Annotated in this window: 28 protein-coding genes; 7 read left to right on the top strand and 21 right to left on the bottom strand. The window is 53.8% G+C overall.

Annotation, left to right across the window (positions count from 1 at the left end):
• Nucleotides 1–4: 4 nt before the first annotated feature.
• From HV318_RS06810 to yfbV, 3 genes are all read right to left on the bottom strand, one after another.
• On the bottom strand, nt 5–664 hold the full coding sequence (locus HV318_RS06810; protein WP_182272135.1) for a sugar phosphatase: 660 nt from the start codon (nt 662–664) through the stop codon (nt 5–7).
• Nucleotides 665–675: 11 nt separating this feature from the next.
• A complete protein-coding gene (locus tag HV318_RS06815) occupies nt 676–1,170 on the bottom strand; it encodes a YfbU family protein (RefSeq protein ID WP_182272136.1) in 495 nt (164 codons plus the stop codon).
• A 92-nt stretch (nt 1,171–1,262) separates the two neighbouring features.
• Nucleotides 1,263–1,718, bottom strand: a complete 456-nt coding sequence (gene yfbV, locus HV318_RS06820) for a terminus macrodomain insulation protein YfbV (protein WP_182272137.1) — start codon at nt 1,716–1,718, stop codon at nt 1,263–1,265.
• A 337-nt stretch (nt 1,719–2,055) separates the two neighbouring features.
• Between yfbV and ackA the strand changes: the two genes are divergently transcribed.
• Nucleotides 2,056–3,258 carry an acetate kinase gene (gene ackA, locus HV318_RS06825; RefSeq protein ID WP_182272138.1) on the top strand — a complete coding sequence of 401 codons (1,203 nt, stop codon included), beginning with the start codon at nt 2,056–2,058 and terminating at the stop codon, nt 3,256–3,258.
• 76 nt (nt 3,259–3,334) lie between these two features.
• The gene (pta, locus tag HV318_RS06830; RefSeq protein ID WP_182272139.1) at nt 3,335–5,476 is read left to right on the top strand and encodes a phosphate acetyltransferase; all 2,142 of its coding nucleotides are present in this window, start codon (nt 3,335–3,337) and stop codon (nt 5,474–5,476) included.
• Between the two features lie 45 nt (nt 5,477–5,521).
• On the opposite strand, the gene HV318_RS06835 is transcribed toward pta, so the two are convergent.
• The 5 genes from HV318_RS06835 to HV318_RS06855 form a co-directional block, all read right to left on the bottom strand.
• Nucleotides 5,522–6,475, bottom strand: coding sequence for a transketolase family protein (locus HV318_RS06835; protein ID WP_182272140.1), 954 nt, complete (start codon nt 6,473–6,475; stop codon nt 5,522–5,524).
• Nucleotides 6,468–7,298: a transketolase gene (locus HV318_RS06840; protein WP_182272141.1), complete on the bottom strand. Its 831-nt coding sequence runs from the start codon at nt 7,296–7,298 to the stop codon at nt 6,468–6,470. The genes HV318_RS06835 and HV318_RS06840 overlap by 8 nt, the downstream gene beginning before the upstream one ends.
• Nucleotides 7,295–8,686, bottom strand: coding sequence for a PTS ascorbate transporter subunit IIC (locus tag HV318_RS06845; RefSeq protein ID WP_182272142.1), 1,392 nt, complete (start codon nt 8,684–8,686; stop codon nt 7,295–7,297). Before HV318_RS06845 ends, HV318_RS06840 begins: the two co-directional genes overlap by 4 nt.
• A 21-nt stretch (nt 8,687–8,707) precedes the next feature.
• Nucleotides 8,708–8,980: a PTS sugar transporter subunit IIB gene (locus HV318_RS06850; RefSeq protein WP_182272143.1), complete on the bottom strand. Its 273-nt coding sequence runs from the start codon at nt 8,978–8,980 to the stop codon at nt 8,708–8,710.
• 79 nt (nt 8,981–9,059) lie between these two features.
• Nucleotides 9,060–9,503 (bottom strand): PTS sugar transporter subunit IIA, encoded by a 444-nt coding sequence (locus HV318_RS06855; RefSeq protein ID WP_182272144.1) that lies wholly within the window; start codon nt 9,501–9,503, stop codon nt 9,060–9,062.
• A gap of 238 nt (nt 9,504–9,741) precedes the next feature.
• Here HV318_RS06855 and HV318_RS06860 point away from each other — a divergent pair, with 238 nt between their 5' ends.
• Nucleotides 9,742–10,761 (top strand): LacI family DNA-binding transcriptional regulator, encoded by a 1,020-nt coding sequence (locus tag HV318_RS06860; RefSeq protein WP_182272145.1) that lies wholly within the window; start codon nt 9,742–9,744, stop codon nt 10,759–10,761.
• A gap of 3 nt (nt 10,762–10,764) precedes the next feature.
• Here HV318_RS06860 and yfcD read toward each other — a convergent pair whose 3' ends face one another.
• From yfcD to yfcF, 3 genes are read right to left on the bottom strand one after another with little or no spacing between them, the layout of a single operon-like run.
• Complete coding sequence (yfcD, locus tag HV318_RS06865) at nt 10,765–11,319, bottom strand: NUDIX hydrolase YfcD (RefSeq protein WP_182272146.1); 555 nt, start codon at nt 11,317–11,319, stop codon at nt 10,765–10,767.
• A gap of 55 nt (nt 11,320–11,374) precedes the next feature.
• Entirely contained in the window at nt 11,375–11,926 is a 552-nt protein-coding gene (gene yfcE / locus HV318_RS06870; RefSeq protein WP_182272147.1) for a phosphodiesterase, read from the bottom strand.
• A 56-nt stretch (nt 11,927–11,982) separates the two neighbouring features.
• Complete coding sequence (gene yfcF, locus HV318_RS06875; protein ID WP_182272148.1) at nt 11,983–12,627, bottom strand: glutathione transferase; 645 nt, start codon at nt 12,625–12,627, stop codon at nt 11,983–11,985.
• Between the two features lie 139 nt (nt 12,628–12,766).
• Between yfcF and yfcG the strand changes: the two genes are divergently transcribed.
• The 4 genes from yfcG to HV318_RS06895 all read left to right on the top strand — a co-directional run bounded on the left by yfcG (nt 12,767) and on the right by HV318_RS06895 (nt 15,316).
• Nucleotides 12,767–13,396 carry a GSH-dependent disulfide bond oxidoreductase gene (gene yfcG / locus HV318_RS06880; protein WP_182272149.1) on the top strand — a complete coding sequence of 210 codons (630 nt, stop codon included), beginning with the start codon at nt 12,767–12,769 and terminating at the stop codon, nt 13,394–13,396.
• Between the two features lie 75 nt (nt 13,397–13,471).
• Complete coding sequence (gene folX, locus HV318_RS06885; RefSeq protein ID WP_182272150.1) at nt 13,472–13,840, top strand: dihydroneopterin triphosphate 2'-epimerase; 369 nt, start codon at nt 13,472–13,474, stop codon at nt 13,838–13,840.
• Between the two features lie 13 nt (nt 13,841–13,853).
• Nucleotides 13,854–14,747 (top strand): TIGR01777 family oxidoreductase, encoded by an 894-nt coding sequence (locus HV318_RS06890; protein ID WP_182272151.1) that lies wholly within the window; start codon nt 13,854–13,856, stop codon nt 14,745–14,747.
• 59 nt (nt 14,748–14,806) lie between these two features.
• Nucleotides 14,807–15,316, top strand: coding sequence for a GNAT family N-acetyltransferase (locus tag HV318_RS06895; RefSeq protein WP_182274550.1), 510 nt, complete (start codon nt 14,807–14,809; stop codon nt 15,314–15,316).
• A 91-nt stretch (nt 15,317–15,407) separates the two neighbouring features.
• On the opposite strand, the gene hisP is transcribed toward HV318_RS06895, so the two are convergent.
• The 10 genes from hisP to folC form a co-directional block, all read right to left on the bottom strand.
• Nucleotides 15,408–16,181: a histidine ABC transporter ATP-binding protein HisP gene (hisP, locus tag HV318_RS06900; RefSeq protein WP_182274551.1), complete on the bottom strand. Its 774-nt coding sequence runs from the start codon at nt 16,179–16,181 to the stop codon at nt 15,408–15,410.
• Nucleotides 16,182–16,189: 8 nt separating this feature from the next.
• Complete coding sequence (locus HV318_RS06905; RefSeq protein WP_182272152.1) at nt 16,190–16,906, bottom strand: ABC transporter permease; 717 nt, start codon at nt 16,904–16,906, stop codon at nt 16,190–16,192.
• A complete protein-coding gene (locus HV318_RS06910) occupies nt 16,903–17,589 on the bottom strand; it encodes a histidine ABC transporter permease HisQ (protein WP_182272153.1) in 687 nt (228 codons plus the stop codon). The genes HV318_RS06905 and HV318_RS06910 overlap by 4 nt, the downstream gene beginning before the upstream one ends.
• 88 nt (nt 17,590–17,677) lie before the next feature.
• On the bottom strand, nt 17,678–18,460 hold the full coding sequence (gene hisJ / locus HV318_RS06915) for a histidine ABC transporter substrate-binding protein HisJ (protein ID WP_182272154.1): 783 nt from the start codon (nt 18,458–18,460) through the stop codon (nt 17,678–17,680).
• 242 nt (nt 18,461–18,702) lie between these two features.
• Nucleotides 18,703–19,485 carry a lysine/arginine/ornithine ABC transporter substrate-binding protein ArgT gene (gene argT, locus HV318_RS06920; RefSeq protein ID WP_182272155.1) on the bottom strand — a complete coding sequence of 261 codons (783 nt, stop codon included), beginning with the start codon at nt 19,483–19,485 and terminating at the stop codon, nt 18,703–18,705.
• Nucleotides 19,486–19,775: 290 nt separating this feature from the next.
• Nucleotides 19,776–20,345, bottom strand: a complete 570-nt coding sequence (locus tag HV318_RS06925) for a UbiX family flavin prenyltransferase (RefSeq protein WP_182272156.1) — start codon at nt 20,343–20,345, stop codon at nt 19,776–19,778.
• An 89-nt stretch (nt 20,346–20,434) separates the two neighbouring features.
• Nucleotides 20,435–21,952 carry an amidophosphoribosyltransferase gene (purF, locus tag HV318_RS06930; RefSeq protein WP_182272157.1) on the bottom strand — a complete coding sequence of 506 codons (1,518 nt, stop codon included), beginning with the start codon at nt 21,950–21,952 and terminating at the stop codon, nt 20,435–20,437.
• 36 nt (nt 21,953–21,988) lie between these two features.
• Nucleotides 21,989–22,477: a colicin V production protein gene (cvpA, locus tag HV318_RS06935; protein ID WP_182272158.1), complete on the bottom strand. Its 489-nt coding sequence runs from the start codon at nt 22,475–22,477 to the stop codon at nt 21,989–21,991.
• Nucleotides 22,478–22,642: 165 nt separating this feature from the next.
• A complete protein-coding gene (gene dedD / locus HV318_RS06940) occupies nt 22,643–23,344 on the bottom strand; it encodes a cell division protein DedD (RefSeq protein WP_182272159.1) in 702 nt (233 codons plus the stop codon).
• Nucleotides 23,334–24,602: a bifunctional tetrahydrofolate synthase/dihydrofolate synthase gene (folC, locus tag HV318_RS06945; RefSeq protein ID WP_182272160.1), complete on the bottom strand. Its 1,269-nt coding sequence runs from the start codon at nt 24,600–24,602 to the stop codon at nt 23,334–23,336. Before folC ends, dedD begins: the two co-directional genes overlap by 11 nt.
• Between the last annotated feature and the right edge of the window lie 32 nt (nt 24,603–24,634).

Here is a 24,634-nt window from a genome sequence, read left to right on the forward strand (position 1 = left end):
GGGATTACATTTTCAGCGAGACGGTAACAACGCCGTCAGGTGCTTTAGAGACAGCAAGTGTCGTCAGCGAGTTAAGCACAAAATCGGCTTCGTCCAGCCGGGGCGAGTCCGCCGGTACGTTGACGGCGATAACATGGCTTCCGGCATTCAACCCGGCCAGCACTCCGGCTGCCGCATCTTCCACCACCACGCAGTCTGCGGGAGCAAGACCCAGCAGTTCAGCGCCGAGTAAAAACGCATCAGGTTCAGGTTTGCCGCGCTTGACGCGTTCAGCGGTGATGAACACTTCTGGCTTCGGCAAGCCTGCCGCCTTATGACGGGCATGCGCAACCGGAATCGAGCCGGAGGTCACTATCGCCCACGGGATCTGCGCTTCATTAAGATGTTCAAGCAGTTCACGCGCCCCGGGCAGCGCGGCGATGCCGTCCGTGTCGGTGGATTCAATATGCTCAAGATAGCTGAACTCTGCCTGAATCTCTTCCTCAGTGCGCCCCACCAGAAAATGCCGTAACGAGGTAATGGCCTGTTTGCCGTGGATAAAATTCAGCACGTCCTGATGGTCGATGCCATGTCTGTCAGCCCAATGGCACCATGAACGCTCCACAACCGGCAGCGAATCCACCAGCGTACCGTCCAGATCAAACAGAAAACCTTTACACTGCACACGCACCTCCGTCAGGCATTAATGATTTGTTGAATTTCGTTGCTGCTTAAATGGTACTGGCGTGGGCACGAATGCCATACGCTCAGCATGCGCTGATATTTTTCCCACATTGGGGTTTGCGCGTTAAAGCCGTGAGTACCCGCATCAAAATGGGTATAGCGCCCTTCGGTATTCACCATAAAGCGTACATAGCTCAGATAGCGAGCTTCCGTTGCGGCATCAAAGCCCAGGAACGTCACGCGGCGCTCGTCGATGGACGGTTGATCTTTCAGATTGGTCCAGGAAACGTGCAGCGCGTGATACATCTCCATAATGTCGATGATCAGGCGGCAGGTTTCTTCTTTCAGCTCGCCAAACTCGCGATCCAGTTCGCGCATCTGCAAACCAAAGCCACGTTCAACGATAGTCTGTAAGCGGCGGTAGCGCTCTGCGTTGTCGGGATCAAGCATAGTCATCATCTTGTACTGATTAGACAAAATCAGACGTTGAGCATTGGTCATTTCCATCTTTCGACTCCTGTAGCGCATTGCACTTGAAAAAAAAGACACGGTAACTGTTTGTTACTGTGCCTTCTTTTATTCATCGTTTCGATGATCAATCACAAACCATCGAGGAATGTTTTATCAAGTTGTTTAAAAGCCCGCTTGAGGGTATCGGCCAGCGCCTGGTAATCCGGTTTACCTTCGACCGGAGCAAGCGCCTGCCCTGCTTCCTCGAGTTTCCCGCGGACTTCATAAAACCAGTGTAAAATTCCGGGAGGTAATGGCGTAATTGAACGCTTACCTAACCACCACAGTCCCTGCATCGGCAGACTTAGCGCAAAGAGCGCCGTGGCGACGGCCGGGCCAAGCTGCCCCCCGAGGGCAATTTGCCAGCACAGCGTAAATATCGCGACAGGCGGCATAAAGCGAATCGCATGGCGGGTGGCGCGGATGACGCGATTCTCAACAAACATAGGCGCAAGGCGCTTTTCCATCGGCCAGGTCTTTGCGTAATGCTGTCCCCGACGAAACAGACTAAAAAAGTTCACGGACGGGATCTCAGGTGTCGACATGGCTGTACCTCAACTTCACGTATAAAAATTAAAATTTTCATGCAAAACCACAACAGGCTATGACAACGTTCAAAATATTTTGTCATCACTACCCCGTATCGGGTATCCTGTGCCAGCCTGATAGGGCCTTAGACGAGAATCGTTAACTCGTCAAATTATCGCATATTATGCCATCGCCTGAAAAATGTTCAAAATGGCATAAAATCATAGGTATTTCTTCCATCATGCCAGAATGTTCGTTTGGCATGATGTTAATCATAAATGTCTGGGTCAGCATGCGTTACGCTGTTAGACTCACTGACGTTTTTTTAGCCACGTATCAATAATAGGTACTTCCATGTCGAGTAAGTTAGTACTGGTTCTGAACTGCGGTAGCTCCTCACTGAAATTCGCCATCATCGATGCGCTCAACGGTGACGAGTACCTCTCTGGTTTGGCCGAATGTTTCCATCTGCCTGAAGCACGTATCAAGTGGAAAATGGACGGTAGCAAACAAGAAGCGGCTTTAGGTGCAGGCGCCGCTCACAGTGAAGCGCTGAACTTTATCGTTAACACTATTCTGGCACAAAAACCAGAACTGTCTGCTCAGCTGACTGCGATTGGTCACCGTATCGTCCACGGCGGCGAAAAATACACCAGCTCCGTCGTGATCGACGAATCTGTGATCCAGGGCATCAAAGACTCTGCATCCTTCGCGCCGCTGCACAACCCGGCTCACCTGATCGGTATCGCTGAAGCGCTGAAATCCTTCCCGCAGCTGAAAGACAAAAACGTGGCCGTGTTTGACACCGCGTTCCATCAGACTATGCCGGAAGAATCTTACCTCTACGCCCTGCCATACAGCCTGTACAGAGAGCACGGTGTTCGTCGCTACGGCGCACATGGCACCAGCCACTTCTATGTGACGCAGGAAGCGGCAAAAGTACTGAACAAACCGGTTGAAGAACTGAACATCATCACCTGCCACCTGGGCAACGGTGGTTCTGTTTCTGCTATCCGTAACGGTAAATGTGTTGATACTTCTATGGGTCTGACCCCACTGGAAGGTCTGGTGATGGGTACCCGTTCCGGTGATATCGACCCGGCGATCATCTTCCACCTGCACGACACCCTGGGCATGAGCGTTGACCAGATCAACAAAATGCTGACCAAAGAGTCTGGCCTGCTGGGTCTGACCGAAGTCACCAGCGACTGCCGTTATGTTGAAGACAACTACGCAGAAAAAGCGGACGCTAAACGTGCAATGGACGTTTACTGCCACCGCCTGGCAAAATACATCGGTTCTTACACTGCGCTGATGGAAGGTCGTCTGGACGCGGTAATCTTCACCGGTGGTATCGGTGAGAATGCGGCAATGGTCCGTGAACTGACCCTGGGTAAACTGGGCGTTCTGGGCTTCGACGTTGATCACGAACGTAACCTGGCTGCCCGTTTCGGTAAGTCTGGTTTCATCAACAAAGAAGGTACCCGTCCAGCTATCGTTATCCCAACGAACGAAGAGCTGGTCATCGCGCAAGACGCGAACCGCCTGACTGCCTGATTCCACACCGCCAGCAATGCTGGCGGTGCTGTTTTGTAACCCGCCCAATGTCGGCGGTAACGAAAGAGGATAAACCGTGTCCCGTATTATTATGCTGATCCCTACCGGAACCAGCGTCGGCCTGACCAGCGTCAGCCTTGGCGTTATCCGTGCTATGGAACGCAAAGGCGTTCGTCTGAGCGTCTTTAAGCCAATCGCCCAGCCTCGTGCCGGTGGCGATGCGCCAGACCAGACCACCACCATCGTGCGTAAGAACTCCAATCTGCCAGCGGCTGAACCGCTGAAGATGAGCCACGTTGAATCTCTGCTCTCCAGCAACCAGAAAGACGTGCTGATGGAAGAGATCATCGCCAACTATCACGCGAACACTCAGGACGCGGAAGTGGTTCTGGTTGAAGGCCTGGTTCCTACGCGCAAACACCAGTTTGCCCAGTCTCTGAACTTCGAAATCGCGAAAACGCTGAACGCTGAGATCGTCTTCGTCATGTCTCAGGGTACTGACACCCCAGAGCAGCTGAACGAGCGTATCGAACTGACTCGCAGCAGCTTCGGCGGCGTAAAAAATACCAACATCACCGGCGTTATCGTTAACAAACTGAACGCCCCGGTTGATGAGCAGGGTCGTACTCGCCCTGACCTGTCCGAGATCTTCGACGACTCTTCCAGAGCGAAAGTCATCAAAGTTGACCCGGCTAAACTGCAAAGCTCCAGCCCGCTGCCAGTACTGGGCGCGGTGCCGTGGAGCTTCGATCTGATTGCCACCCGTGCAATCGATATGGCGCATCACCTGAACGCCACCGTGATCAACGAAGGCGACATCAACACCCGTCGCGTGAAGTCCGTGACCTTCTGTGCGCGCAGCATCCCGCACATGCTGGAACACTTCCGTGCAGGCTCCCTGCTGGTGACTTCCGCTGACCGTCCTGACGTGCTGGTTGCAGCCTGCCTGGCGGCAATGAACGGCGTGGAAATCGGTGCCATTCTGCTGACCGGTGCTTACGAGATGGACCCACGCGTCAGCAAGCTCTGCGAGCGCGCTTTTGCCACTGGCCTGCCGGTCTTCATGGTGAACACCAACACCTGGCAGACCTCCCTGAGCCTGCAGAGCTTCAACCTGGAAGTGCCGGTTGATGACCACGAACGTATTGAGAAAGTGCAGGAATACGTTGCGGGTTACATCAATGCAGACTGGATCGAATCCCTGACTGCGACTTCTGAGCGCAGCCGTCGTCTGTCTCCACCAGCCTTCCGTTACCAGCTGACTGAGCTGGCGCGTAAAGCGGGCAAACGCGTTGTTCTGCCTGAAGGTGATGAACCACGTACCGTTAAAGCGGCAGCTATCTGCGCAGAACGCGGTATCGCGACCTGTGTGCTGCTGGGTAACCCGGATGAAATCACCCGTGTGGCGGCCTCTCAGGGCGTTGAGCTGGGTGCGGGTATCGAAATCGTTGACCCGGAAGTGGTTCGCGAAAGCTACGTTGCCCGTCTGGTTGAGCTGCGTAAGAGCAAGGGCATGACCGAAGCCGTTGCGCGTGAACAGCTGGAAGACAACGTGGTGCTGGGTACGCTGATGCTGGAACAGGACGAAGTTGACGGTCTGGTTTCTGGTGCTGTTCACACCACCGCGAACACCATCCGTCCGCCACTGCAGCTGATCAAAACTGCACCGGGCAGCTCGCTGGTGTCTTCCGTGTTCTTCATGCTGCTGCCTGAACAGGTTTACGTTTACGGCGACTGTGCGATCAACCCGGATCCAACGGCAGAACAGCTGGCTGAAATCGCTATCCAGTCTGCAGACTCCGCGATTGCCTTCGGTATCGAACCACGCGTGGCGATGCTCTCCTACTCTACCGGCACTTCTGGTGCAGGCAGCGATGTAGAGAAAGTTCGCGAAGCGACCCGTCTGGCGCAGGAAAAACGTCCTGACCTGATGATCGACGGCCCGCTGCAGTATGACGCTGCGGTAATGGCTGACGTGGCGAAATCCAAAGCGCCTAACTCACCGGTTGCCGGTCGCGCTACCGTGTTCATCTTCCCGGATCTGAACACCGGTAACACCACCTACAAAGCGGTACAGCGTTCTGCAGACCTGATCTCCATCGGGCCAATGCTGCAGGGTATGCGCAAACCTGTGAACGACCTGTCCCGTGGTGCGCTGGTAGACGATATCGTCTACACCATCGCGCTGACCGCGATCCAGTCCTCACAGCAGCAGTAATTTTTTACTGCACTAAAAAGGCGACCAGAAGGTCGCCTTTTTTATTTACAGTAACTCTCTCGCCGCCGACACAATGTCATGTGCCGTCAGGCCATACTCCTTCTGCAGGAAGTCCTGCGTCCCTACCTGGCCGTAACGCTCCTTCACGCCAACCCGACGCATCGGTACAGGACACGTTTCCACCAGCACTTCCGCCACCGCCGACCCCAGCCCGTTATGGATGCTGTGGTTTTCGCAGGTGACGATGCGCCCGGTTTTCTCGGCGTAGTTTTTCACCAGCATCCGGTCGATCGGTTTCAGGGTAAACATATCGATCACCGCCGCGCTCACGCCTTCCTGCCCCAGCTGGCGGGCTGCTTCCAGTGCTTCCGCCACCATGATACCGTTGGCAATCAGGGTGATATCGCTCCCTTCGCGCAGTACGTTACCCTTGCCGATGGTAAAGGTTGATCCCGGTGCATAGACGCTCGGGGCCTGTTTACGAATGGTGCGCACCCAGTAGAAACCTTCAAGATCAATCAGCTGGCGTAGCACATCCTCAAACATCACCGCGTCGGTCACCTCCAGCACCACCGAATGGGCCAGACCGCGCACAATCCCCATATCTTCAAACGACATATGCGTGCCACCGTTGTGGCAAGCCGTGACGCCCGCATCCGAGGCAATGACCTTCACGTTGTTACGCTGGTAGTCCAGGGACATAAACAGCTGGTCGAAGCAGCGACGGCTGGCAAAGGCGGTAAAGGTGTGGACGAACGGTTTACGCCCGGTCAGCGACAACCCGGCTGCCGTACCAATCACGTTGGCTTCCATAATGCCGCAGTTAATGACGTGCTGCGGGTAATCACGCGCCACACCGTCCATTGCCATCGAGCTCATCAGATCCGCTTCCAGCGCGATGATCTCGCTTCCGGCCTCAATCTGTTTTGCCACAAAACCGGCGTAGACTTTACGCATCTCAACGGCATCTTTTTGTCCTGCTGGTGCAACCTTAATCATGTGTAGCCTCCAGTTGGCGAATCGTCTCGTTGAGGGCCGCCTTGCTCTCCCCGGTCAGGCGCAGATGATGAGAGTTACTAAGCTGCTCCAGATACGGCACCCCCTGCCCTTTAATGCTGTCCAGAATCACTACCCGCGGACGCGCATCCGCCGCAGGAACCCGCGAAGTGACGTCCAGCAACGCCGGGATGTCATCCCCTTTCACGGTCACCACATCAAAGCCAAAGGCACGGAATTTCCCCTCCAGATCGAACGCGCAGATAATTTCATCCAGTTGACCGTCGAGCTGCTGCTTATTCCAGTCCACAAACACCGTGAGATTGTTCAGGCGATGGTGAGCAATAAACTGGAATGCCTCCCAGCATTGACCTTCGTTAAGCTCGCCATCACCCACGATGCAAAATACCCGGTTTGGACGCCCTGCCAGCCTGTGCGACAACGCCATTCCCCCGGCGATAGAAATGCCCTGTCCGAGCGAGCCGGTGGTGGCATCCACACCGCGCGTTTTCAGACGATCCGGGTGGCTTGGCAAACGCGTGCCGTTCTGGTTGAGCGTGCTCAGCTCTTCCATCGGGAAATAGCCTTTTATCGCCAGGATACTGTACAGCGCCGGGCCCGCGTGGCCTTTCGACAGGACAAAATAGTCGCGCTCTGGCCAGTCCGGGTCGGCCGGGTCGATTTTCATCACCGCGCCGTACAGCACGGCCAGCGTTTCAACCACCGACATACTGCCACCGTAGTGACCAAAGCCCAGCTGCGTCAGTGATTTCAGGGTCTCAAGGCGGATCTGACGCGCCAGTTGGGTTATCTCATTCACATTCATGATTTAGCTCCGGTGTTTTCCTGCGCGTTACCGCCCGCAGATTTGTTTTTAGCAAACACGTTGTACGCCACCAGCAGCGCGAACAACGCAACCACCAGCCCGGTGATGGCAAGCGGTGACAGGAAGCGTGCCAGGTTGCCCAGAACAATCCCGACAGCGCCGAAATCGGCATCCGAGAAGGTCGTATTAGCAAAACCAATTGCACCCAGCACGGGCAGGAGCAGCACCGGCAGGAAGGTGATCAGCAGGCCGTTAGCAAATGCGCCAATCATCGCCCCGCGACGTCCGCCAGTAGCATTACCGAACACGCCTGCAGTCGCACCGGTGAAGAAATGTGGCACTACGCCCGGCAGGATCAGCACCCAGCTGAACTGACCGCAGATGAACAGCCCGACCAGACCGCCGAGGAAGCTGAACAGAAAGCCAATCAGCACCGCGTTTGGCGCATACGGATAGACCACCGGACAATCCAGCGCAGGACGTGCATTCGGCACCAGTTTCTCAGAGAAGCCGGTAAAAGCCGGGACGATTTCGGCCAGAATCAGGCGCACACCCTGCAGGATGATGAACACACCTGCCGCAAAGGTAATTGCCATGATAATGGCATACACCAGGTAGTTCTGACCGCCGCTGAAGGTCGCCTCTACGTACTCACGCCCGGCGCTCACCGCCATGATCAGATAGATAATCATCATGGTCAGGGAGATTGAAATAGAGCTGTCACGCAGGAAGCTCAGATTCTTAGGCAGGTTCATCTCTTCGGTTGAACGCGAGCCTTTGCCAAACTTGCTGCCGATCCAGCCAGAAAGCACGTAGCCCAACGTGCCAAAATGGCCAAACGCAATATCGTCAGTGCCGGTGATACGCTTCATATAGCGCTGCGCTATCGCCGGGAAGAAAGCCATCACCAGGCCGAGGATCAGCGACCCCGTAAAGACCAGGCCCACGCCCTCAAAGCCCGCGACCGTCAGGATCACGCCAATCATGCATGCCATGTAAAAGGTGTGATGACCGGTCAGGAAGATGTATTTCAGGCGGGTAAAGCGTGCGACGATGATGTTTGCCACCATGCCGAACGCCATAATTAGTGCGGTCGAGGCTCCATATTTTTCCAGCGCAATAGACACAATCGCTTCATTGTTTGGAATAATGCCCTGAATATTAAACGCATGTTCAAACATGCCGCCTAATGGATTTAATGACCCCACCAATACCGTAGCACCACCGCCCAGCACAATAAAACCGAGGATGGTTTTAATGGTTCCCTTCACCACGTCAGAAAAAGATTTTTTCTGCGCGACCAGACCAATTAATGCAATTAAACCAACCAGTACAGAGGGAACTTTTAATATATCAACAACGAAATTCAGCGTTTCAAGGATAAACATATCCACCTCGCCTTATCAGGATTATTGTTTTTCGAACCAGGCACGCAACTGCGCTTCAAGTTCGTTGATATCGATGATGTTGTTGATCACCACCAGCTGGTTTTCCGGCACGCTGGCGCTGGCTGCAATGTCTTTCGCCATCACGAAAAGATCGGCTGCGCCCGGGGTTGCAGATGAGAGATCGGAGTGTTCAACATCAGCCTCAATCTCAAGCTTTTTGAGTATCTTTTTAATATTCATTTCGACCATAAAACTGCTGCCAAGGCCAGAACCGCAAATAGCCATTATTTTCATTGTTATCCCCTTTTTAGCGTAAAGACGTCTCCATCACACTGACGCGTAATGTTGTGACAAACCGGATGAAAGTATTAAATCAGAAGCGGTCGATAATCGTTTTTATTTCCTCCAGCGTATTCGCCTGATGCAATTCGGCCATATCATTGTCGCTGGAAAATAATTCAGCGAGGGCTGAGATCATTTCGATATGACTATGTTTGTCCGGTGCCGCCAGCATCACAATCACATCAACGGGGTCAAATTCCCCGGCACCAAAAGAGACACCCTGTTTCAGTTTTAATAATGAGAGCCCCAGCCCTTTAGCCCCCTCTTCCGGCCGCGCATGCGGCATCGCCAGCCCTGGTGCCAGCACATAATACGGCCCTAATGTATGGTGCTGCTCAATGATTGCCGTCACATACTCCGGGGCAATCACCTGCAGATCCAGCAACGGTTTCGCGCACAGCTCCAGCGCCTGCGGCCAGCTCTCGACGCTATCCTGAAGCGTAATGGTCGTATCGTATATCCACTTTTTGAGCACTTTTTACTCCCGCCACAACCCAAAAGATGTGCAAACTTTATTCAACACATTAATAATTGACTGCGATCAGGATCACAAAGATAGCGCTACCAAGCTATAACATTCAGAAGTGTGATAGCGCTATCAAATTGTAATCATGGTGTGAAATCACAGTAAAAAAAGGGATTTAAGGCGTATACTGCCTGTCACGTGAAGCGAAGGATGATAATAAGAACGCATCTGGTCAGCAGGAAGGTGTATGTCTCTAACCCGAAAACGGCGCAGTACCGGTAAAGTGACACTCGCCGATGTCGCACAGCTTGCCGGAGTGGGCACAATGACCGTGTCCCGGGCACTCCGCACGCCGGAACAGGTTTCTGATAAACTACGAGAAAAAATTGAAGCTGCGGTGCAGGAATTGGGATATATGCCCAACCTTGCCGCCAGCGCGCTGGCGTCGGCCTCTTCATGGACGATTGCTATGGTTGTTCCTAATCTTTCCGAAGCTGGTTGCTCGGAGATGTTCGCCGGGCTACAGCAGGTATTACAGCCTGCCGGGTACCAGATCATTCTGGCAGAATCTCAGCATCGTCTCGAACAGGAAGAGAAATTACTGGAAACGCTACTGGCGTCCAATATTGCAGCCGCGATTTTGCTCAGCGTCGAACACACCGACACCGTCCGCCACTGGCTGAAAAATGCCTCCATCCCGGTGATGGAAATGGGTGCCATGCGCGCCGATCCTATCGACATGAATATCGGGATTGATAACGTCGCGGCGATGTATGAACTCACTGAGATGGTGATCCAGCGTGGCTATCAGAATATTGGCCTGCTGTGTGCCAACCAGGAGCAGTGGATTTTCCAGCAGCACTTGCAGGGCTGGTACAAAGCGATGCTTCGCCACCATATGTCACCGAATCGGGTCATAAATGCCGCCATGCCGCCGAACTTCTCAACGGGTGCGGCACAGCTACCTGAATTCCTGCTGGCATGGCCTGAGCTGGATGCACTGGTGTGCGTATCGGATGAACTGGCCTGCGGTGCGCTGTATGAGTGCCAGCGTCGGCGTATCAAGGTACCAGACGATCTGGCGGTCGTGGGCTTTGGTGACAGCGACGTCAGCCGCGTCTGTCAGCCACCGCTGACGACGATGGTAGTACCGCACCGTAAGATTGGGATTGAAGCGGGACGTGCGTTACTGGAACGTCTCAATGACGGAGACTGGCGCGATCAGAAACCCATCGCGTCCAGCCTGTGTCTGCGGGAAAGCTGCTAAGACTTACTCAGCCTCTTCTTCTTTCTCTGATTTGGTCGATTCGTTATTCGCGTTGCGGCTCATCCACAGCGCCAGCGCTTTTAACGAATCCGGCGTGAACTCGTCGCAACGCGCGGTAATTTCTTCCGGCGTCATCCAGCTCACTTCACTGACTTCCTCTTCCTGCAGGGCGAACGGGCCGTGGGAAACGCAGCTAAACAGCCCGCCCCAGACGCGGCAGTTTTCGTCCTCGAAATAGAACTGGCCGTGCTCGGCAAATGGCACACCGGCAATGCCTAACTCTTCTTCCGCTTCGCGACGCGCGGAATCCAGCAGCACTTCATCCGCCTGAACGACCCCGCCCGCAGTGGCATCCAGCATACCGGGGAGAAAATCTTTGGTGTCCGTGCGGCGCTGGACCAGAATTTTGCCCATGCCGTCATGCACAACGATGTACGTTGCACGGTGACGCAGACGCTCCGCACGCATTTGTGCGCGGCTGGCCTGCGCGATCACTTCATTTTCTTCGCTGACAATGTCAACCCACTCTGTACTTGCCAAATGACTCTGCTCCACCATCGGGAAACCTTCTCGTCTAAGCGCTCTTTCGGCGCGTTTGCAGTTGAGGTGTAACTTACGGATTAATCGCTATTTGCGCAATAACTTGCTGATCATTAAGTGCGATAACGCTTAACGTCTTCTCATCAAGCATGCCGTAGCTCGCCGGGTATCCGCCTTTTGGGATACTGACCGAACCGGGATTAAAATGATAAATATCACCGCGCTTTTCAGCCACCGGAATATGAGTATGACCGTAAACCAGAGCATCGCCAGCCATGAGCGCAGGGAGATTATCGGGGCTAAAAAGATGACCATGCGTTAAGAACAGGCGGCAATTTTCTAACAGCACCTGTTGCCAGGGGGCGGTTATCGGAAAATGCAGCAGCATCTGATCCACTTCGCTGTCACAGTTGCCGCGAACGGCGATGATACGCGAGGCATAGTGATTGAGTTTTTCCGCCACCTGCGCAGGGGCATACCCTTCCGGCAGCGCATTACGGGGGCCATGATTTAACACATCGCCCAGGATCACCAGCCACTGCGCCCCACTTTGGGTAAACAGAGAAAGAACACGCTCGGTAGCGGGCAGCGATCCATGAATATCCGACGCAAACATCAGTTTCATCAGTCACTCCTCAGGAAAACAGACTGCCCATATCATACCTGAAGCGCCAGGGCTTATCAGCCCGCACGCTTAGCGGAGAGTGCCACATAGCGTTGTACTGACGCACGCTGCCACTGGAATGTCGCATAATCCACCAGCAGTTGCGGAACCTCGTCACCGTTGAGGATCAGGCGGTTGAGCATCAGCGCCAGATCGGTATCGGCAATGCACCATTCCCCGAATAAATTCGGATTGCCGTGCGCCAGCAAAGAGGTCGCAGTATCAATCAACTTTTGCGCACTGACAACACCGTCTGCGCTAAGGGCGGGCTTTTTCACCCCGGCAAACACAACGTCAGTGGAACGTTCGACGCGGATCGGCATCAGATCGCTACGCAACCACGCCTGGATCTGACGCGCCCGGGCACGCTTTTGCAGATCGTGGGGGTAAATCCGCTCCCACTCCGGCGGCGCAAAACGATCTTCAAGATACTCATCAATCGCTGAAGATTCACTCAGCTCAAAACCGTCAATTTCCAGCACCGGTACGCGCCGGGTCAGAGCATAACCCTGCCACTGCGGTTTCAGGTGTTCTCCACCGTCCAGATCGACGGTTTTCAGGGTAAATGTCAGCCCCTTTTCGGCCAGTGCCACATAAACACTCATAACATAGGGTGAAAAGAAATTCGCATCGGACCACAACGTGATAACAGGCTGGTTCATAACATCCTCATCGGCTGATCGGTTTTTACTCAACATATATTCTCTTTGCGTCGCTGTCACTTGATGAAAACTCACGATTTACACCAGACACCTATACTCATTTTTATGGCATCACTTTTTGTTCTGACAGGAGTTGAGAATGATCGACCTCTATTACGCGCCAACCCCAAACGGCCATAAAATCACCCTTTTTCTTGAAGAAGCAGAACTGGAATACCGGATCATCAGCGTCGATATCAGCAAAGGCGATCAGTTCAGACCCGTTTTTCTGGCGATATCACCCAATAATAAAATCCCGGCCATTATTGATAACCTGCCTGCCGATGGCGGCAGACCGTTGAGCCTGTTTGAGTCCGGGGAGATTTTGCTCTATCTGGCGGAGAAAACCGGTAAATTGCTGAGTGGGGAACTGCGCGAACGTCACCACACGCTGCAGTGGCTCTTCTGGCAGTCAAGCGGCCTGGGGCCGATGCTGGGGCAAAACCACCACTTCACCGCCTTCGCCCCGCAGCCAATCCCTTATGCTATCGAGCGCTATCAGGTTGAAACCCAGCGGCTGTACGGCGTGTTGAACCGTCGTCTGGAGAAAACGCCGTGGCTCGGGGGCGATCATTACAGCATTGCCGATATCGCCTGCTGGCCGTGGATTAACACTCATGAACGCCACCGTATCGATCTCGCTGCTTATCCTGCCGTGAATAACTGGTTTGAACGTATCCGGACACGTCCTGCGACTGAACGTGCCATGCAAAAAATCCAGCAGATTTAGTCCTTAACCCGGTTGGGCACATACGATGACCTCATGTATTATGAGGCGGAAATACTGACACGGAGAAGACCTGCAATGTCGCAACATGACGCTATTATTCGTATAAAAAACTTACGCTTACGTACGTTCATTGGTATCAAAGACGAAGAGATCGCCAACCGTCAGGATATCGTGCTGAATGTGGTGATCCATTACCCGGCAGACAAAGCGCGCGCCAGTGAGGACATCAATGACGCGCTGAATTACCGCACCATTACCAAAAGCATCATTCAGTATGTTGAAAACAACCGCTTCTCTTTGCTGGAAAAATTAACTCAGGATGTGCTCGATATCGCACGTGAACATCACTGGGTCACTTATGCTGAAGTAGAGATCGATAAACTTCACGCCCTGCGTTACGCTGACTCCGTCTCCATGACGTTAAGCTGGCAACGCCAGGCGTAAACCTGGAGGTTGTATGAAGATTCTGCTGACTGGCGGTACCGGCCTGATTGGTTGCCATCTCATTCCACGCCTGCAAGCATTGCACCACGACATTACCGTGGTCACGCGCAGCCCGGAAAAAGCACGTCAGTTGCTGGGTGTGGGTATCGACATCTGGAAAAGTCTGGCAGAACTGCAGAATCTGGACGGCTTTGACGCCGTCATCAACCTCGCAGGCGAGCCCATCGCCGACAAACGCTGGACGGAAGAGCAAAAACAGCTGTTGTGCAGCAGCCGCTGGAATATCACGGAAAGGCTGGTTGAGCTTATCCGTAACAGCCACACTCCGCCGTCGGTGCTCATTTCTGGCTCGGCTGCGGGATACTACGGCGATCTCGGTGAAGTGGTGGTAACCGAAGATGAGCCACCCCACAACGAATTTACCCATAAACTCTGCGCCCAGTGGGAACGCATCGCCTGCGCTGCACAAAGCGACAAAACCCGCGTCTGCCTGCTACGTACTGGCGTCGTCCTTTCCCCGAAAGGTGGCATTCTGACAAAGATGCTTCCCCTCTTTAAACTCGGCCTCGGCGGGCCAATCGGCAATGGTCGCCAGTATCTCGCCTGGATCCATATCGACGATATGGTAAACGGCATTCTCTGGCTACTGGATAACGATCTGAGCGGGCCTTTTAATATGGTGTCGCCGTACCCGGTGCGTAATGAACAGTTTGCTCACTCACTGGGGCATGCCCTGCATCGCCCGGCGATTTTGCGCGTACCTGCCACGGTGATCCGCCTGATGATGGGCGAAGCCTCGGTGCTGGTGCTGGGTGGACAGCGCGCGCTGCCAAAACGGCTGGAAGCGGCCGGGTTTGCGTTTCGCTGGTATGACTTAGAAGAAGCGCTGGAGGATGCGGTGGGTTAAAGCCCACCTTTGGGTATGCTACAGTGATACGCCACACTCTCTCGCAAGGCAGCGTAATGATGGCAACCATCACCACATCCCGGCTTCATCTCACCCCGTTCGAACCTTCTGACTGGGCGTTCTTCCGTTCGCTGCGCGAAGACCGTGCCATCATGCGCTATATGGCTGCCATCGCCCCGGAAAAAGAGACCCGACGCCTGTTCGCTGCGCGTCTGGCTGCCCCGCATATTTTTGTGATCCGTTTTCGCAATGCTGGAACCCCGCTTGGCGATATTGGCCTGCAAATCAGCACAGAGAACCGTGAGGAAGCGGATATTGGTTACACCGTTGTACCTGCCGCACAGGGAAAAGGGATCGCCAGCGAGGCACTGCGCGCGGTGTGTGACTACGCCTTTAACCAGGCGGGTGTTAAAGCGGTTAACGCGTATGTGCTGGCAGATAACCGCGGGTCGGTACGGGTGCTGGAGAAAGCGGGTTTTGTGCGCACGCAGGTACTGGAAAAAGCATATGAGATTGATGGCGTGCGGTATGACGACTGGGTGTATCGGCTGGAGTGTGGTGCGGTTTGATGCCCTCACCCCAGCCCTCTCCCACAGGGAGAGGGAGAAAACCACCGGGCGACCACCCCTCTCCCACAGGGAGAGGGAAGAAGGGCAAAACCTACTTCAACGACCCTTTCAGGAACTGCTGCAAGCGAGGGCTTTGCGGGTTGGCTAACACCTCATCCGGATGCCCCTGCTCTTCGATTTTGCCCTGATGCAGGAAGATGACGTGGTTTGAGACGTTACGGGCAAAGCCCATTTCGTGTGTCACCACCACCATCGTTTTTCCCTCTTCGGCCAGTTTTTGCATGATACGCAGCACTTCGCCAACGAGCTCAGGGTCAAGCGCGGAAGTCGGCTCATCAAACAGCAACACTTCTGGCTCCATCGCCAGCGCACGAGCGATAGAAACACGCTGCTGCTGACCGCCGGAGAGATGCACCGGGTATTTTATCTGCTGGCGTTCGTCAATGCCCACCTTCGCCAGGTATTTCACCGCACGTTCGCGGGCTTCCTGCTTGCTTAAGCCCAGCACCTGAACCGGTGCTTCCATCACGTTCTCCAGCACCGTCATGTGGCTCCAGAGGTTGAAGTGCTGGAACACCATCGTCAGGCGAGTGCGCAGCAGGCGCAGCTGATTCTTATCTGCCACCTTCAACTGGCCGTCTTTATCACGTACCAGGTTGATGTTCTGCCCGCTCACCACAATGGAGCCTTCACTCGGTTTCTCGAGGAAGTTAATGCAGCGCAGGAACGTACTTTTACCGGAACCCGATGAGCCGATAATACTGATTACATCGCCCGCATTAGCCTGCAGCGACACCCCTTTCAGCACTTCATGTTCGCCGTAGCGTTTGTGCAAATCAATAACGTTTAATTTGTTCTCAGCCATCATCTTTCTCAGTGCGTCGAAGAAGGTTTTATATGCTGCAACCAGCGTTTTTCAGCCTTACGGAACAGGCTAATGAGGACATATGAAATAATCAAATAAAGCACTGCCGCAATGCCAAACGCGGTAAATGGCTGATAGGTTGCGGAGTTAATGTCACGGGCGATTTTGAGCAGATCCGGCACCGTCGCGGTAAAGGCCAGCGCGGTGGAGTGCAGCATCAGAATCACTTCGTTACTGTAGGCAGGCAGCGCAATGCGCAGCGCCGACGGCAGAATGATGCAACGGTAAAGTTTCACCGACGAGAAGCCATACGCGCGTGCCGCTTCAATTTCACCATAAGGTACAGAACGAATGGCCCCGGCGAAAATCTCGGTGGTGTAGGCGCAGGTATTGAGCGTTAACGCCAGTACCGTACAGTTCAGGCCACTGCGGAAGAACGCGTTCAGCATCTCAGTGCCTTTCACAATCTCCAGCGTGTACATCCCCGAATAGAACACCAGCAGTTGCACGTACAGCGGTGTACCGCGAAACACATAGGTGAACAGCCAGATCGGGAAGCGGATAAATTTATTGTTCGACACCCGGCCAATGGCAAGAAACACTGCCAGAATGCCGCCCATCGCCACGGAAGAAATCAGCAGCCACAGCGTAATGGCCACGCCGGTAAAGCGATAGCCATCTGTCCACAGCAGGGATTTCCAGTATTCCTGAATAATCTCAATCACAGGTCAGCCCTCTTCACACCCACGGAGTAGCGACGTTCGAGCAGAAGCAGCACACCATTGGAGACGGTCGTAAAGACCAGATAGATAGCGCCACATACCACCGCAAAGTAGAACGGTTCCCAGGTACTCTTGCCTGCAAGCTGGGTCGCTTTTACGACATCTTCCAGGCCGAGCAGGGAAACCAGCGCCGTCGCCTTGAGGATAACCTGCCAGTTATTGCCGATACCCGGCAACGCATAGCGCATCATGGCCGGGAACATAATCCGGCGAAACGTCTGTGAGGAGGTGAAACCAAACGCAGTCGCTGCTTCAATGTGCCCTTTCGGCACGGCCATGTAAGCACCGCGGAAAGTTTCCGTGAAGTACGCACCGTAGATAAAACCGAGGGTAATAATACCGGCCACCATCGGGTCGATATCAATTTGCTCCATGCCAATAGCGTCAGTGATACCATTAAGCGCAATCTGCAAACCGTAAAAGATTAGCAACATCAGCACCAGGTCAGGAACACCGCGAATCAGCGTGGTATAGCCTTCAAAAATGAGCGCCAGCGGTTTATTTGCCGACAACTTCGCCCCCGCGCCCGCCAGGCCTATCAGCACCGCCAGTACCACGGAGCTGATAGCCAGCTCAAGGGTGACAAGCGCGCCCTGTAAAATAACGCCAGAAAATCCGTACAGCATACCGCGTGCCCTGTCGTATCGTGAGTGGTGGAACCGTGTCTTTTCCCCTCCCAAAACGGGAGGGGCCGCACGTTATTTGACGGGGTGATTAGCCGCCGTAAACATTAAAATCGAAATATTTTTTTGCCAGCTTGTCGTAAGTGCCGTCAGCGCGCATTTCTGCAAACGCCTTGTTCAGCGCTTCACGCAGTTCGTTGTCCTCTTTGCGCAGACCCATACCGGTGCCTACACCAAACAGTTTCACGTCCTTAATGGACGGCCCACCGAACTTGTAATCTTTACCCACAGGCTGTTTCAGGAAACCTTCGCTTGCTGCAACTTCATCCTGGAATGCGGCATCGATACGGCCTGCCGTCAGGTCAGAGTAGATGTTTTCCTGGCCCTGATAAGAGACGATTTCAATGCCCTTCGGTGCCCAGTGTTCGTTGCCGTATGTTTCCTGCGTCGTACCCTGCAGCACGCCCACGCGCTTACCTTTCAGCGATTCAATTGTTGGCTGAATGTTGGATGCGTTAGCCACGACCAGACGAGAATCCGCTGCGTAGAGTTTGTCGGTAAAGGCAATCTCTTGCTGGCGTTTTTCGGTGATGGAAAGAGAGGACATAATCACGTCGATTTTTTTGGCTTTCAGCGACGGGATCAGCGCATCCAGTGGGTTCTCAACGTAGGTACATTGTGCTTTGATGCGTTTGCACAGTTCATTGGCCAGATCAATGTCAAAACCAACCAGTTCACCCTTCGCATTTTTCGATTCGAACGGGGCATAGGTAGGATCAGTACCAATACGAATTTTCTGCGGAATAGCGGCAAACGCCGCCGTCATGCTGGAAACAGCCAACACCAGCGAAAGAGACAACATCAGTTTTTTCATATACATCCTCAACAGACTGGATTCTTACGGGATTTTTTACTACGACGGGGTGCCGTTAATGTGCCATTAATCCCCTTATTAAGGCAAAAGATAATGCCCAATCATTGGGAGTTTTTGCACTATAAATGCTTAACTATGCACTTAAAGAACAATTAATAGCCAACCACGCACCATAATGGCTCACCTGCACCCGCAATGCACCATGACAGACAGCCATCATGGTGCATTCCCGTCAGTAACGATTAGTCACCGTATACGTTGAAGTCGAAGTATTTCTTCGCCAGTTTGTTGTAGGTACCGTCTTTGCGCAGCTCAGTAAAGGCTTTGTCAAAGGCGGCTTTCAACTCGGTATCGTCTTTACGCAGGCCAATACCGGTGCCGTCACCAAAGTATTTTTTGTCTTTCACGGACGGGCCAGCAAAGGCATAGTCTTTGCCTGCTGGCTGTTTCAGGAAGCCTTCGCTCGCGGCAACTTCATCCTGGAACGCGGCATCCAGACGGCCTGCGGCCAGGTCAGAGTAAATCAGATCCTGGTTCTGGTAAGCCACCACATCTACACCCTTCTCACGCCAGTTTGCGTTGGCATAACCTTCCTGGGTAGACCCCTGGAGAACGCCCACATGCTTGCCTTTCAGCGAGTCGATGGTTGGCTTAATCGGAGAGCCTTTTACAGCAATCAGACGAGAATCTGCCGCGTAGAGTTTGTCAGAGAAGGCAATCTCCTGCTGACGTTTTTCGGTGATGGAGAGAGAAGAGATAATGGCGTCGATTTTTTTGGCTTTCAACGACGGGATTAATGCGTCAAAGTCACTGCCCACCCATGTGCATTTTACCGCAATGCGTTTGCACATCTCATTTCCCAGATCGATATCAAACCCAACGAAATCGCCTTTTGCATCTTTGGAAGAGAATGGCGCATAAGTTGCGTCTGTACCGATACGAACTGTCTGTGGAAGTGCTGCATAGCTACCTGCTGCTGCACTTAACCCCACGAGCAAAGACAGAGCCAGAACCGTCTTCTTCATACATTTACCCTCAAGTACCGTGATTTTATTATGTATTGTGTTGTGTGTTGTGTTGCAGGCTTCTCTTGCAGGTCTTATGCCACATTGCCGTCTGGTCAAAAAATCGACGTTAAATATGTTAATAAAACGTTGCGATATTGCCTTAATGGTGAAAGATAGCAGGTCTACCGAACGAACCGGAAAGAGAAAAAGGGAAAAAGCGAATTAAATGTCGAGGATATGATCGCGGTTGCAGTTTTGCCCTGAAACAGGGCAACTTGTTTTTTCATGCACTCACATTGTGCACAAAATCAGGCTCCCTGCCAGCGGGTAAAGAGGTCTTCCGGCAGGTCGATATCAAACTGATCCAGCACGCGGTTAACGGTCTGGTTAATCACCTCATCCAGCGTTTGCGGACGGTGATAGAACGCCGGTACCGGCGGCATGATCACCGCGCCCAGCTCGGCGGCCTGAGTCATTAAGCGCAGGTGTCCCAGGTGCAGCGGCGTTTCCCGCACGCACAACACCAGCGGGCGACGCTCTTTCAGCACCACATCTGCCGCGCGTGTTACCAGCGTGTCGGTATAGCTGTTGACAATGCCGGAGAGCGTTTTGATGGAACAGGGCAGGATCACCATGCCGGCCGTTTTAAACGAGCCAGAGGAGATGCTGGCGGCGATATCACGGGCATCGTGTACCACATCGGCCAGAGACTGAACATCGCGCAGGGAAAAATCGGTTTCGAGGGAGAGCGTCTGACGCGCCGCCTGGCTCATCACCAGATGCGTTTCCACTTCTGCTACGTCACGCAGTACCTGCAACAGACGTACGCCGTAAATCGCGCCGCTGGCACCGCTGATCCCTACAATGAGTCGTTTCATGATTTTTGCCCTTGCTGATTTCAGGGCTGACTGTGCAGGATTTTCCGGGGAGTTGCAAGTGAGGGCATTAGCCCTCACTTGCAAAGGCATTAGCCTTCGTTGTGCATCTCTAAGCTTTCAAGATCGTTTTGCAGCTGAACGGCTTTTGCATCGTCGTTACGCAGCGAATCCAGATAGTCGAGATACTGCTGGTCAACGTCTTTGGTCACGTAAATACCGTTAAACACGGAGCATTCGAACTGCTGAATATCCGGGTTCTCGGCACGCACCGCGTCGATCAGATCGTTCAGATCCTGGAAAATCAGGCCATCTGCACCGATGATCTGGCGAATTTCATCCACTTCACGGCCATGCGCAATCAGCTCGTTAGCCGTTGGCATATCAATGCCATACACGTTCGGGAAACGAATTTCCGGCGCTGCGGAGGCCAGGTACACTTTCTTCGCACCGGCTTCACGTGCCATCTCGATAATCTGCTCAGAAGTCGTGCCGCGCACGATGGAGTCGTCCACCAGCAGCACGTTCTTGTCGCGGAATTCTGCACGGTTGGCGTTCAGTTTACGACGCACGGACTTACGGCGTAGCTGCTGGCCCGGCATGATAAAGGTACGGCCAACGTAGCGGTTTTTCACGAAGCCCTGACGGTATGGCTTATCCAGAATACGGGCGATTTCCAGCGCGATATCGCAGGAGGTTTCCGGGATAGGAATAACCACGTCGATATCCAGATCGTCCCATTCGCGGGCAATCTTCTCGCCCAGTTTGGTGCCCATGTTTACACGCGCGCTATAGACGGAGATCTTGTCGATAAACGAGTCCGGACGAGCGAAGTAGACATATTCGAACAGGCATGGGTTGCTGACCGGGTTATCGGCACACTGGCGGGTAAACAGCTGGCCCTTCTCAGTGATGTAGACCGCTTCGCCTGGCGCGACGTCACGCAGGAATTCAAAGCCCAGGGTATCCAGTGCCACGCTTTCAGAGGCAACCATATATTCAGTACGGCCGTCACCGAGGTCGCGCTTACCGAGCACCAGAGGACGAATACCGTTTGGATCGCGGAAAGCTACCATGCCGTGACCGATAATCATCGCCACGCAGGCGTAGGCACCACGGATCTGACGGTTAGTCGCAGCAACGGCAGCAAAAATGTTGTCTGCTTCCAGCGGATAGTGACGGAAGTTATCCAGCTCACTGGCAAAGATATTGAGCAGGATTTCAGAATCAGACGTGGTGTTAATGTGGCGACGTTTCTCTTCAAACAGCTTTCTGCGCAGCTCGTGAGCGTTAGTCAGGTTGCCATTGTGGGCAAGCGTGATGCCATACGGAGAGTTAACGTAGAAAGGCTGAGCCTCAGAGGCGCTGGAACTGCCAGCAGTAGGGTAACGAACGTGACCAATCCCCATATTACCTTGCAGACGCTGCATATGGCGGGCTTCAAACACATCGTTTACCAGGCCATTCGCCTTACGTAAACGGAAGCAGTTGTTTGCATCAATGGTGATGATACCCGCAGCATCCTGCCCACGGTGCTGAAGCACCGTTAACGCGTCATAAATAGACTGGTTTACCGGCATGAAACCGGCGATACCGACAATACCGCACATTCGTCTTTTCCTCGTTAAGCCACATCTCAGAGCACACTAGGCTCTGGGCAAGAAACTCGACGAGCTTTGCAGATAGTCAAAGAACAATCTGATGATGAAGCTGAACTCTGGAATGAGCTGCGATTTCTGCCAGTCTTCACTTTTTGCAAAACCGGTGAAGGTATCCAGGAAGAACAGTATCGCGGCCACAATCAGCACGCCTCGCAACGCCCCGAAACAGATCCCGAGCACCCTGTCCGTTCCTGACAGACCGGTTTTCTCGACCAGCTGACTTATCACGTAATTCACGATAGCGCCAACAATCAGCGTCGCGATAAACAGCACCGCGATGGCGATTCCATTTCGGACCAGTTCATCTTCAAAGCCCGTGAACCAGACAGACAGGTAAGTGTAGTAATGACTGGCAACAAAGAAAGCACAACCCCATGTCACCAGCGATAACGCTTCACGAACAAAGCCACGGATCAGGCTAACCAGACAGGAAAAACCAATCACCGCAATGATGGCGTAATCAATCCAGACCATATGTGTCCCACGATTTAACGCCCTGTCATCCAGTTCGGGGCGAATTCTAACAGAAAAAGAAAACGTTTGCGTAGGGATTTCCTTCCCGCGCGTAAATAAAAAAGGCGCTGAAAAAATACTCAACGCCACTGGCTTTTTGCGTCTCTGTGGACGCCTGCCTTAACCTCAGTTCACGCTGTAGTTCATCACCACACCGCTCAGACCGGAGATCTGCTTCAGCTCGCCAAGCGAACCTTTCAGCTTATCTTTAGAGGCTTCCGGCCCCACGAGGATACGGGTAATTTTACCCTGCACCGGTGTGGAAGGTGAAGTGTAAACACGATACCCCGCGCCACGCAGCTTACCCACGACCTCGTTGACTTTATCAGCATTTTTCAGCGCACCAAGCTGCACAACGTAGGCTTTACCTGCGGGTGCTGCCTCCTGCTGGGCCGGTTTTGCCGGAGGTGGCGTCTCTGCTGCGGCAGCCAGCTGCTCGGTGGTTTTATCACGCTGCGCTTTCGGCTGCGGTTTGTCGACCGGTTTCGGTTTTTCAACAGGTTTAGGCTGCTCAACCGGAGCGGGCACAGGATCGATATCGTTGTTGTTACCTGCCGCCAGACGAGACGGATCGAGCGACGGTGCAGCGGCATCGCCCGCACGCACTTCTTCCGCTGCGCCTTCCGGCGGCTGAGCAGGAAGCGCCTGTGTCGCCGCCGGGAGCATATCTGGCTCGTCGCGATCGCCCGGTTTTGGTACCAGCGGGATTGCCGCAAATTCATCCTGGTAATGCTTTTTCTGCCCGTCGAGCAGACCCGGGAGAATAATCACCCCCAGCGCAACCAGCACAATCGTTCCTGTCAGACGGTTCTGAAACTTACTTGCCACCGGTTCTCCCCGCGTCCATCGCTTCCATGACATGTGCCACCGTGTGGAACGACCCACACACCAGCACGGTATCTTCTGGTTTAGCATCTGCCATTGCAGCATGCCAGGCCTGAGCCACGCTATTGTAGATTTCGCCTTTGCTGAGATGTTCCATCAGCTCTTCAGCCGTCGCGCCGCGTGGCCCCTCCAGAGGAGCACAATACCAGCTATCGACCACACTCTCCATGCAGGCCAGCGTGCCGCCGATATCTTTATCATGAAGCATACCGATAACCGCCAGTACACGCCCGGTTTTTGGTAACGATTTGAGACGCCCTGCGAGATATGCCGCCGCATGCGGGTTATGCGCCACATCCAGGATAAGACGTGGTGACTCGCTGACAATCTGGAAGCGTCCCGGCAGAACCGCGCTCTGAATGCCGTCGCGGATTGCCTGTTCGCTCACCGCAAGCGAACTTGCACGTAGCGCCGCCAGAGCGGTCGCCGCGTTAGGCAGTGGCACCTGCGGCAACGGCAGGTTGTCCAGCACACCCTGGGCATCGGTAAAGCGCCAGCCGTTGGCGTTAACATCATATTGCCAGTCAACATTGCGGCGCAGCAGCAACGCGCCCTTCTCTTTTGCCACCTCAGCAATTGTGTGTGGCATATCCGGCTCACCGACCACGGCGGGTTTACCGGTGCGGAAAATACCGGCTTTCTCACGGCCAATGCTTTCACGGTCTGGCCCCAGCCAGTCGGTATGATCCAGCGCGATACTGGATACAACGGAGACATCCGCATCCACCATGTTGGTCGCATCAAGACGCCCGCCGAGACCCACTTCCAGAATCACCACATCCAGCTGCGCCTGTTTAAACAGCAACAGCGCTGAAAGCGTACCGTATTCAAAATAGGTTAATGAAATCTCACCGCGCGCCGCTTCAATTTCTGCGAATGACGCCGTATGTGCAGACTCCGGCAGCTCAGTATTTTGCACGCGAACACGCTCGGTATAACGCACCAGATGCGGAGAGCTGTACACACCGACCTTATACCCTGCGGCCATCAGGATAGCTTCCAGCGTGCGGCAGGTCGTGCCTTTACCGTTAGTACCCGCAACGGTAAACACGAAAGGCGCGGGTTTCAGCACATCAAGACGCGCGGCGACCTGGCTTACGCGCTCAAGCCCCATATCAATGGTTTTACTGTGCAGGTTTTCCAGATAAGAAAGCCACGCGGCCAGGGGCGACGTGGCTTGGGGAATGCGTTTATTTTCCATGATGCCCGGTTGTCATTAACAGTTTAGAAAGC

The organism is Enterobacter sp. RHBSTW-00901, assembly GCF_014103115.1.
GTDB classification, from domain to species: domain Bacteria; phylum Pseudomonadota; class Gammaproteobacteria; order Enterobacterales; family Enterobacteriaceae; genus Enterobacter; species Enterobacter cloacae_P.

Bases quoted from the DNA above. Each gene is read 5' to 3' on its own strand.
- HV318_RS06850 (WP_182272143.1), bottom strand. From the start codon at position 8,980: ATGAAAATAATGGCTATTTGCGGTTCTGGCCTTGGCAGCAGTTTTATG.
- yfcD (WP_182272146.1), bottom strand. From the start codon at position 11,319: ATGGTGGAGCAGAGTCATTTGGCAAGTACAGAGTGGGTTGACATTGTC.
- HV318_RS06910 (WP_182272153.1), bottom strand. From the start codon at position 17,589: ATGCTGTACGGATTTTCTGGCGTTATTTTACAGGGCGCGCTTGTCACC.
- HV318_RS06895 (WP_182274550.1), top strand. From the start codon at position 14,807: ATGGCAACCATCACCACATCCCGGCTTCATCTCACCCCGTTCGAACCT.
- folX (WP_182272150.1), top strand. From the start codon at position 13,472: ATGTCGCAACATGACGCTATTATTCGTATAAAAAACTTACGCTTACGT.
- purF (WP_182272157.1), bottom strand. From the start codon at position 21,952: ATGTGCGGTATTGTCGGTATCGCCGGTTTCATGCCGGTAAACCAGTCT.
- HV318_RS06890 (WP_182272151.1), top strand. From the start codon at position 13,854: ATGAAGATTCTGCTGACTGGCGGTACCGGCCTGATTGGTTGCCATCTC.
- yfcE (WP_182272147.1), bottom strand. From the start codon at position 11,926: ATGAAACTGATGTTTGCGTCGGATATTCATGGATCGCTGCCCGCTACC.
- HV318_RS06815 (WP_182272136.1), bottom strand. From the start codon at position 1,170: ATGGAAATGACCAATGCTCAACGTCTGATTTTGTCTAATCAGTACAAG.
- folC (WP_182272160.1), bottom strand. From the start codon at position 24,602: ATGGAAAATAAACGCATTCCCCAAGCCACGTCGCCCCTGGCCGCGTGG.
- cvpA (WP_182272158.1), bottom strand. From the start codon at position 22,477: ATGGTCTGGATTGATTACGCCATCATTGCGGTGATTGGTTTTTCCTGT.
- HV318_RS06845 (WP_182272142.1), bottom strand. From the start codon at position 8,686: ATGTTTATCCTTGAAACGCTGAATTTCGTTGTTGATATATTAAAAGTT.
- hisP (WP_182274551.1), bottom strand. From the start codon at position 16,181: ATGGCTGAGAACAAATTAAACGTTATTGATTTGCACAAACGCTACGGC.
- yfcG (WP_182272149.1), top strand. From the start codon at position 12,767: ATGATCGACCTCTATTACGCGCCAACCCCAAACGGCCATAAAATCACC.
- argT (WP_182272155.1), bottom strand. From the start codon at position 19,485: ATGAAGAAGACGGTTCTGGCTCTGTCTTTGCTCGTGGGGTTAAGTGCA.
- yfcF (WP_182272148.1), bottom strand. From the start codon at position 12,627: ATGAACCAGCCTGTTATCACGTTGTGGTCCGATGCGAATTTCTTTTCA.
- HV318_RS06860 (WP_182272145.1), top strand. From the start codon at position 9,742: ATGTCTCTAACCCGAAAACGGCGCAGTACCGGTAAAGTGACACTCGCC.
- HV318_RS06840 (WP_182272141.1), bottom strand. From the start codon at position 7,298: ATGAATGTGAATGAGATAACCCAACTGGCGCGTCAGATCCGCCTTGAG.
- yfbV (WP_182272137.1), bottom strand. From the start codon at position 1,718: ATGTCGACACCTGAGATCCCGTCCGTGAACTTTTTTAGTCTGTTTCGT.
- HV318_RS06835 (WP_182272140.1), bottom strand. From the start codon at position 6,475: ATGATTAAGGTTGCACCAGCAGGACAAAAAGATGCCGTTGAGATGCGT.
- HV318_RS06925 (WP_182272156.1), bottom strand. From the start codon at position 20,345: ATGAAACGACTCATTGTAGGGATCAGCGGTGCCAGCGGCGCGATTTAC.
- hisJ (WP_182272154.1), bottom strand. From the start codon at position 18,460: ATGAAAAAACTGATGTTGTCTCTTTCGCTGGTGTTGGCTGTTTCCAGC.
- ackA (WP_182272138.1), top strand. From the start codon at position 2,056: ATGTCGAGTAAGTTAGTACTGGTTCTGAACTGCGGTAGCTCCTCACTG.